The organism is Streptomyces sp. NPDC059398, assembly GCF_042751845.1.
Taxonomy (GTDB): domain Bacteria; phylum Actinomycetota; class Actinomycetes; order Streptomycetales; family Streptomycetaceae; genus Streptomyces.
In genome coordinates, this window is the sequence record NZ_JBHYWP010000031.1 from 1 (window position 1) to 6,391 (window position 6,391).

A 6,391-nucleotide genomic window follows, 5' to 3' on the forward strand; every position below is an offset into this window, starting at 1 on the left:
GTCCGGCGGCGGCTTCGCGACACCCGGACCGCACACCGCCGACAGCACCATGATCGCCTCAAGCCCCTTAGCGGAACTGCGCGTTCTCACATCCCGGGCAGATACATGGTGACCGCATTTCTCCCAACTGTCCGCAGTGCGCCCGCCGTTCACCTCTTCGGGCATAACAAGACAGTCACATCCTGACCTTCAATGGTCCGCACTTCCGTCACCTGCGCTTAGAGTCACGCCCAGTCACCGCGCCGCCGGGCGCGTCTGCAGCACGGCCCTGTACCAAATCCAGTACGGCCCGGCGAGATCTACGGCGCCTCAGCAGAGGCGACGGCGCCAGGGAGAGGATTCATCGTGCGACAGCGTTCGTTGCTCATACTCACCACCGTGCTGACCACAGGCGCACTGACACTCACCGCTTGTGGATCGCGCGACAACAAGGACAGCAAGGGCAGCAGCGACAGCAAGACCGAGGTCGTCATCGGCGTCGACGCGCCGCTCACCGGAGCGAACTCCGCCACCGGCCTCGGCATCCAGGGCGGCGTCAGGGTCGCCATCGATGACGCGAACAAGAACAACACGGTGCCCGGCGTGAAGTTCAGCATCAAGGCACTGGACGACAAGGCCCTGCCGCCGACCGGCCAGCAGAACGCCTCCGCGCTGGTCGCGGACAGCAAGGTCCTGGGCGTCGTCGGCCCGCTCAACTCCGGTGTCGCACAGACCATGCAGCAGGTCTTCGCCACCGCCAACATGGTCGAGATCTCACCGGCGAACACCGCCCCCGAGCTCACCCAGGGCAAGAACTGGCAGACCTCGAAGACCCGTCCGTACAAGACGTACTTCCGCACCGCGACCACGGACGCCCTCCAGGGCGGCTTCGCCGCGCAGTACGCCGGGCAGACGCTCAAGAAGAAGAAGGTCTTCGTCGTCGACGACAAGCAGACCTACGGCGCCGGTCTCGCCAAGCTCTTCAAGTCCAACTTCCTGAAGGCGGGCGGCAAGCTGGCCGGCCAGGACCACGTCAACACCGGGGACAAGGACTTCTCCACCCTTGTCACCAAGATCAAGAACTCCGGCGCCGACATCCTCTACTACGGCGGCCAGTACGACGAGTCCCAGATCATCACCAAGCAGCTCAAGGACGCCGGCGCCCACATCCCGCTCATGGGCGGCGACGGCATGTTCTCGCCCACCTACATCAAGACCGCGGGCAAGGCGGCCGAGGGCGACCTCGCCACATCCGTCGGCGTCCCCGTCGAGTCCCTGCCCGCTGCCAAGGACTTCATCGCGAAGTACAAGGCCGCCAAGTACACAGGTGACTACGGGACTTACGGCGGATACTCCTACGACGCCGCCACCGCCATCATCAAGGCGGTCGGCTCCGTGGTGAAGGACGGCAAGGTCCCGTCCGACGCCCGCCAGCAGATCGTCGAGGCCGTGCAGAAGACGGACTTCGACGGTATCGCCGGACACGTCTCCTTCGACCAGTACGGCGACACCACCAACAAGCAGCTCACCGTGTACCAGGTCAAGAACGGCGCCTGGAAGGCCGTCAAGAGCGGCGTCTACACGCCGGCCGGCTGACCGGCAACACCGCAGTGCACAGGCCGCGCGGCCACGACGACCCGTCGCCGCGCGGCCCGCAGTCTCCCCTTGCTCACTTCCCACCCACATGGAGGCCATGCGGTGAACTCCCTGCCGCAACAGCTGGCCAACGGGCTGTTCCTCGGCTCGATGTACGGGCTGATAGCCATCGGATACACGATGGTGTACGGCATCGTCCAGCTCATCAACTTCGCCCACGGCGAGATCTTCATGACCGGCGGCTTCGGCGCCCTGACGGTCTATATGTACGTGCTGCCCGACGGCACCTCGATGTGGATCGCCCTCCCGGCGATGCTGGTGGGTGGCGCCATCGTCGCCGTACTCGTCGCCATCGGAGCCGAACGCTTCGCCTACCGGCCCTTGCGCGGCGCACCACGGCTCGCCCCGCTCATCACCGCGATCGGCCTCTCCCTCGCACTGCAGCAGGCGATCTTCAACTGGTACCCGGGCGCCGAGAACGCCCGCGTCTTCCCGCCGCTGCCCGGTGGCCCGTACCACCTCGGATCCATCGACATCCAGAGCGGCGACCTCTTCCTGATCATCGCGGCCCCCCTCTGCATGGCCGCACTCGCCGTCTTCACCCGGACCTCCCGCACCGGCCGCGCCATGCAGGCCACCGCCCAGGACCCGGACACCGCCCAGCTCATGGGCATCGACACCAACCGCATCATCGTGATCGCCTTCGCCATCGGCGGCCTCTTCGCCGCCGTCGCCGGTGTCGCCTACGGCTTCAAGATCGGCAACGTCGACTACAGCATGGGCTTCCAGGCGGGCCTCAAGGCCTTCACCGCGGCCGTGCTCGGCGGCATCGGCAACATCTACGGTGCCATGCTCGGCGGTCTCGTACTCGGCGTCGCCGAGGTCATGGCCACCGCCTACATCGACCAGGTGCCCGGCATGCAGCAGCTCGGCGGCCAGGCGTGGTCCGCGGTCTGGGCCTTCGTCCTGCTGATCCTCGTACTGCTCCTGCGACCACAAGGTCTCCTGGGCGAACGAGTCGCGGACAGGGCGTGACGGACATGGACACCGACAAGACCAACCCCGCCGACGACAGCAACCCGGCCGACGAGACCGACCGGACCGCCGAAACCGGCCGGACCGGTGCGGCCGACCCGGCCGCGAAGCCCACCGGCCCGGCTGAGCCCGCCGGATCCACCGAGCCCACCGGACCGGCAGAGCCCACCGAGCCGGCCGGAGCGGCCCGACCCACCGGCCCGGCCGAGCCCGTCGGCGTACGCCCGCTGATCCCTCTCCCACTGGTCGCCGCCCGTGCGCTGACCCTCGTGGGCGCCGTCCTCACCCTCGTGAGCGCCTTCCTCTCCTGGACCTGGAAGTCCGACTTCGCCGACGACCTGACCTACTCGGGGGACCCCTCAGGGCTCCAGTACCTCGTGGTCATCGGCGCGGTCGTCACCCTCCTCTCCGTCCTCAGCCATGCCCGCGTCCGCGGACTGCGCTGGCTCAACCCGGGCGCCGGGACCTCTCCGGTCTTCCTCGCGGCACTCGCCACGTTCGCCGTCGTCTGGTACGTCGTCCTCGCCATCGCTGTCGAACTCGGCGGGCTCGTCAACCTCGACCCGGGCGGCTGGGTCGCCGCGGCCGGCGCCGTGATCGCCCTCGCCGGCACCCTCGCACTGCCCCGGCCCGGTACCACGGCAAAGTCCTACTTCGCCAAGGCCGACCCGATCCCCGCACCCCGCGCCCTCCCTGCCTGGGGACAGCGTGTGGTCATCACCGCGGCCACCGCGCTCGGTCTGATCGTCTTCACCTACGGCATCGGCGTCCCCGACGAACAGCCGGAAGTCTTCGTCTCGTTTGTCCTGCTGGTCGTCTTCGGCGCCTGGGCCCTCTTCAGCGCCGGACTCACCGACCGCTTCTCCCAGCTCAACGCCCGGCACAAGGGCTTCGCCACCTCCATGGCGTTCCTGGCCGCCGCGATCTTCCCGTTCACCCAGAGCGAGGACCACAACGCCAACCTCGGCGTGAACATCCTCATCTTCGGCACCGTCGCCCTCGGCCTCAACATCGTCGTCGGCCTCACCGGGCTCCTCGACCTCGGATACGTCGCCTTCCTCGGCGTCGGCGCCTACGCCGCAGCCCTGGTCTCCGGCTCCGAGTTCTCCACCTTCTCCGGCGTCCAGTTCCCGTTCTGGGCGGCGGCGCTGACCGGAATGGCCGCTTCGCTGATCTTCGGCGTCCTCATCGGCGCGCCCACCCTGCGACTGCGCGGCGACTACCTCGCGATCGTGACCCTGGGCTTCGGAGAGATCTTCCGTATCGCGGTGAACAGCCTCGACGGCTCATCCGGGCCCGACATCACCAACGGTCCCAACGGCATCCCCTCCATCCCCGACCTGGACCTCTTCGGGTTCAACCTCGGCGCCTCCCACGACATCGCGGGCTTCACCCTCGGCAGGTTCGCCAACTACTTCCTGCTGATGCTGGTGATCACCGGACTCGTCGTACTGGTCTTCAAGCGCGCGGCCGACTCCCGTATCGGCCGCTCCTGGATCGCCATCCGCGAGGACGAGACGGCGGCCACCGCCATGGGCATCAACGGCTTCCGGGTCAAGCTCATCGCCTTCGCCCTCGGCGCCACCCTCGCGGGCCTCGCCGGTACGGTCAGCGCACACGTGACCTACAGCGTCACACCCGCCCCGTACCAGTTCGCCGGGGCCGCACCGCCCAACTCGGCCTTCCTGCTGGCCGCCGTGGTCCTGGGCGGGATGGGCACGGTCGGCGGGCCGATCCTCGGCGCCACCTTCCTCTACCTCATCCCGGAGAAGCTCGGCTTCCTCAAGCAGTACGAACTGCTCGCCTTCGGCATCGCACTCGTCCTGCTGATGCGCTTCCGCCCCGAGGGCGTCATCGCCAACCGGCGGCGCCAGCTCGAATTCCACGAGGACAGCGCACCCGTCCTGCCGGAACAGCGCACGACCGGCGACGAACCCGTCACCGCAGGCAAGGCAGGGGCGTGAGGAACGACATGACCACGCAGACAACCACGCCGGCCCCGGAAGCCACCGGTGCCCCCGTGCTCCAGGCCGAAGGCGTCATCATGCGCTTCGGCGGCCTCACCGCCGTACGCGACGTCGACCTCACCGTGAACGCCGGGGAGATCGTCGGCCTCATCGGGCCCAACGGCGCGGGCAAGACCACCTTCTTCAACTGCCTCACCGGCCTCTACGTCCCCACCGAGGGCAAGGTCAGCTACCGGGGCACCGTTCTGCCGCCCAAGCCGCACCTGGTCACCAAGGCGGGCATCGCCCGTACCTTCCAGAACATCCGGCTCTTCGCCAATATGACGGTCCTGGAGAACGTCCTCGTCGGCCGCCACACCAGGACCAAGGAGGGCCTCTGGTCCGCCATCGTGCGCGGCCCCGGCTTCCACCGGGCCGAGGCCAGGTCCCGCGAACGGGCCATGGAACTCCTGGAGTTCATCGGCCTGGCGCACAAGGCCGACCACCTCGCGCGCAACCTCCCGTACGGCGAGCAGCGCAAGCTCGAAATCGCCCGCGCCCTGGCCAGCGAACCGGGCCTGCTGCTGCTCGACGAGCCCACCGCGGGGATGAACCCGCAGGAGACCCGCGCCACCGAGGAGCTGGTCTTCGCCATCCGCGACCAGGGCATCGCCGTCCTCGTCATCGAGCACGACATGCGGTTCATCTTCAATCTCTGCGACCGCGTCGCCGTGCTCGTCCAGGGCGAGAAGCTCGTCGAGGGCACATCGGATGTGGTGCAGGGCGACGAACGCGTCATCGCCGCCTACCTCGGGACGCCCTTCGAGGGCGCGCCGGGGGACGAGGAGGTGGCCGAGGTCGAGGCGGCCGAGGCCCAGAGCGCGACAGGACCCGCCAGCAGCACGAGTACGGCCGGCGCCACCGGTGCCACCAGTACGGCCGGCACCACCGGTACCGAAGGAGACACCCAGTGACCGCTCTCCTGGAGGTCCAGGACCTCAGGGTCGCCTACGGCAAGATCGAGGCCGTCAAGGGCATCTCCTTCACCGTCGAGGCGGGCCAGGTCGTCACCCTGATCGGCACCAACGGCGCCGGCAAGACCACCACCCTGCGCACCCTCTCCGGGTTGATCAAACCGGTCGGCGGCACGGTCACCTTCGACGGGAAGCCGCTCGCCGGTATCCCGGCCCACAAGGTCGTCGCCCTCGGCCTCGCCCACTCCCCCGAGGGCCGGCACATCTTCCCGCGTCTGTCGATCTTCGAGAACCTCCAGCTCGGAGCGTTCCTCAGGGACGACAAGGAGGGCATCGAGAAGGACATCCAGCGCGCCTACGACCTCTTCCCGATCCTGGGCGAACGCCGGAAGCAGGCGGCGGGCACCCTGTCGGGCGGTGAGCAGCAGATGCTCGCCATGGGCCGGGCACTGATGTCACAGCCCAAGCTGCTGATGCTCGACGAGCCCTCCATGGGCCTCTCGCCGATCATGATGCAGAAGATCATGGAGACCATCGTCGAGCTGAAGTCCCAGGGCATGACGATCCTGCTCGTCGAGCAGAACGCGCAGGCGGCACTCTCCCTGGCCGACCACGGGTACGTCATGGAGATCGGCCGGATCTCGCTCGCCGGTACCGGCCATGACCTGCTGCACGACGAGTCGGTCCGCAAGGCGTACCTCGGCGAGGACTGATCCCGCCCCGCGGCGCACAGGCGAAACGGCCCCCGCCCGGGGGTTGCGGGGGCGGGGCGGTTAGGGCGACCAAACTCGTAGGCGGGGCGACAGCGGCGTGGCCGCCGTATTGTCCTCGCCGGGCACCGTGGCCCCCGCGGCGACCATC

5 protein-coding genes are annotated in these 6,391 nt (G+C 68.4%); all 5 read left to right on the plus strand.

All coding sequences use genetic code 11. From position 1 onward, the window contains the following. Positions 1–345: 345 nt before the first annotated feature. On the plus strand, positions 346–1,575 hold the full coding sequence (locus ACFXBC_RS14010; protein WP_385023167.1) for a branched-chain amino acid ABC transporter substrate-binding protein: 1,230 nt from the start codon (positions 346–348) through the stop codon (positions 1,573–1,575). 102 nt (positions 1,576–1,677) lie between these two features. Continuing rightward, positions 1,678–2,610, plus strand: a complete 933-nt coding sequence (locus ACFXBC_RS14015; protein ID WP_385023169.1) for a branched-chain amino acid ABC transporter permease — start codon at positions 1,678–1,680, stop codon at positions 2,608–2,610. A 5-nt stretch (positions 2,611–2,615) separates the two neighbouring features. After that, positions 2,616–4,574, plus strand: coding sequence for a branched-chain amino acid ABC transporter permease (locus tag ACFXBC_RS14020; RefSeq protein ID WP_385023171.1), 1,959 nt, complete (start codon positions 2,616–2,618; stop codon positions 4,572–4,574). Positions 4,575–4,582: 8 nt separating this feature from the next. Continuing rightward, positions 4,583–5,530 (plus strand): ABC transporter ATP-binding protein, encoded by a 948-nt coding sequence (locus tag ACFXBC_RS14025; protein WP_385023173.1) that lies wholly within the window; start codon positions 4,583–4,585, stop codon positions 5,528–5,530. Next, positions 5,527–6,243: an ABC transporter ATP-binding protein gene (locus ACFXBC_RS14030; RefSeq protein WP_385023174.1), complete on the plus strand. Its 717-nt coding sequence runs from the start codon at positions 5,527–5,529 to the stop codon at positions 6,241–6,243. Before ACFXBC_RS14025 ends, ACFXBC_RS14030 begins: the two co-directional genes overlap by 4 nt. Positions 6,244–6,391: the final 148 nt, after the last annotated feature.